Source organism: Terribium retamae, assembly GCF_022347545.1.
Classification (GTDB): Bacteria; Pseudomonadota; Alphaproteobacteria; order Rhizobiales; family Rhizobiaceae; genus Mesorhizobium; species Mesorhizobium retamae.
In genome coordinates, this window is sequence record NZ_JAKREW010000106.1 from 1 (window position 1) to 2202 (window position 2202).

The 2202-nt window shown below is 67.0% G+C and carries 1 pseudogene; it reads left to right on the forward strand.

Going from position 1 to position 2202, the window contains the following annotated elements:
- Positions 1–2202 (forward strand): annotated as a pseudogene (locus tag L4923_RS30700) (calcium-binding protein); the annotation flags it as partial.

Here is a 2202-nt window from a genome sequence, read left to right on the forward strand (position 1 = left end):
GGGTTCGGGCTCGGTGACGGCGGCTGCCGTCGGCACCGCCGGTGCGACCATCGGCGGCAACGCCTATACCTTCGCCGGCACGACGCCGACCTCGACCGTGAGCGTGGGCGCGCTGGGTACGGAGCGGACCATCACCAATGTCGCGGCAGGTCGGCTCAGCAACGCCTCGACCGATGCGGTCAACGGCTCGCAGCTCTTCGCCACCAACCAACAGGTGGACCTCAACACCACCGACATTGCCAATATCAGCGGCAACGTCACGAACCTTGGCAACACCGTCACCAATCTCGGCAACACCATCAACAACATAGCCGGCGATACCTCGACCACCTACACCGACGCCAATGGCGACGGCATCCGCTATGTGCGCACCAACGACCGCACCCTGGCAGTGAGCGATTCCTCGGCGCAGGGCATCGGCTCGACGGCTGTGGGCTATAACGCCACCGCGGTTGCCGACAGTTCGCTGGCGCTGGGCCGCGCCAGCCAGGCAACGATCGAGGGGGCCGTCGCGCTCGGCTCCGGCTCGATATCCAACCGGGCGCTGGCGCCGGCCACCGGCACCATCAATGCCGGCCCGACCGGGCTGATCCAGTTCAACACCACGGACAAGACCCTGCTCGGCGCCGTTTCCGTCGGCACCGACACCGCCTATCGGCAGATCGTCAACGTCGCCGACGGCACCGCCGCCAGCGACGCCGTGACGCTGCGCCAGCTGCAGGGCGCCATCGCCTCGGTGTCCGTGACGCCGACGATGTATTTCCACGCGAATTCGACCGCGGTCGACTCGCTGGCGGTCGGCGCCGAATCCATCGCCGTCGGCCCGACCACCGTCGTCAATGGCGACAACGGCATCGGCATCGGCAACGGCGCTGTCGTCGACCAGACGGCTCCCGGCGGCACGGCCATCGGCCAGGCTGCTCGTGTCGCGGCGGCCGACGGCGTCGCCCTCGGGACGCAGGCCAATGCAGGCGGCGTGCAGACGGTGGCGCTCGGCGCCGGTGCCCAGAGCACGCACACCAACAGCGTCGCCCTCGGCGCGCAGTCCATCACAACCGTCGGTGCGCAAGCCGGCTATACCGGTTTCGCGCTCACGGCACCGCAGACCTCTTTCGGCGAGGTCTCGATCGGTTCGGCCGGCAAGGAGCGCAAGCTGACCAATGTCGCGGCGGGCTCCGCCGAGACCGACGGCGTCAATGTCAGCCAGTTGCGCGGTCTCGGCACCCAGGTCACCAACCTCATCGGCGGCGGCACGGTGGTCAATCCCGACGGCACTATCACCGGGCCGACCTATAACGTGCAGGGCAACAGCTATACGACGGTCTATGACGGTATCACCGCCATCGACAATGCCATCACCAACATCAACAATGGCGGGGGCATCAAATATTTCCACGCCAACTCCACGCTGGCCGATTCGATCGCCAGCGGCACGGACAGCGTGGCGATGGGGCCGCAAAGCGTCGCCAGCGGCACCAACAGCGTGGCTGCCGGCAATGGCGCTGTCGCGACCGGCAACGGCTCGATGGCCCTTGGCCAGGGCGCCCAGGCCAACAACGCCAATGATGTGGCGCTGGGCTCCGGATCGACCACCCAAGCTGCGGTCGGCACCGCCGGCGCCACGATCAAGGGCACATATTACAACTTCGCCGGCACGGCGCCCGTCGGGACCGTCAGCGTCGGCGACGCAGGCGCCGAGCGCACCATCACCAATGTCGCCGCGGGGCGGATCGGCGCCGACAGCACCGATGCCATCAACGGTTCGCAGCTACACGCCACCAACCAGGCGATCGCAAGCCTGCAGACCGGTGTCGGCTCGATTACCCAGAATGCCGTGCAATACGATCTCAACCCGGACGGCAGCAAGAAGAACAGCATCACGCTGCAGGGCGGCGACATAAACGCACCGGTGGTCATTTCCAATGTCGGCGCAGGCGTCGCCAACAACGATGCCGTCAATGTCGGCCAGTTGAAGCAGACCGTGACCGAGGCGAAGACCTTCGCCGTCCAAACCGCGAACAACTACACCGACACGGTCGCGACCAGGACGCTCGGCCAGGCCAACGACTACACCGACCAGAAGTTCAACCAGCTCAACCAGGAGATGGGCGGCATTCGTGACGAAGCGCGGCAGGCGGCGGCGATCGGCCTGGCGGCGGCATCGCTGCGCTATGACGACCGGCCGGGCAAGCTGAGCGTCGC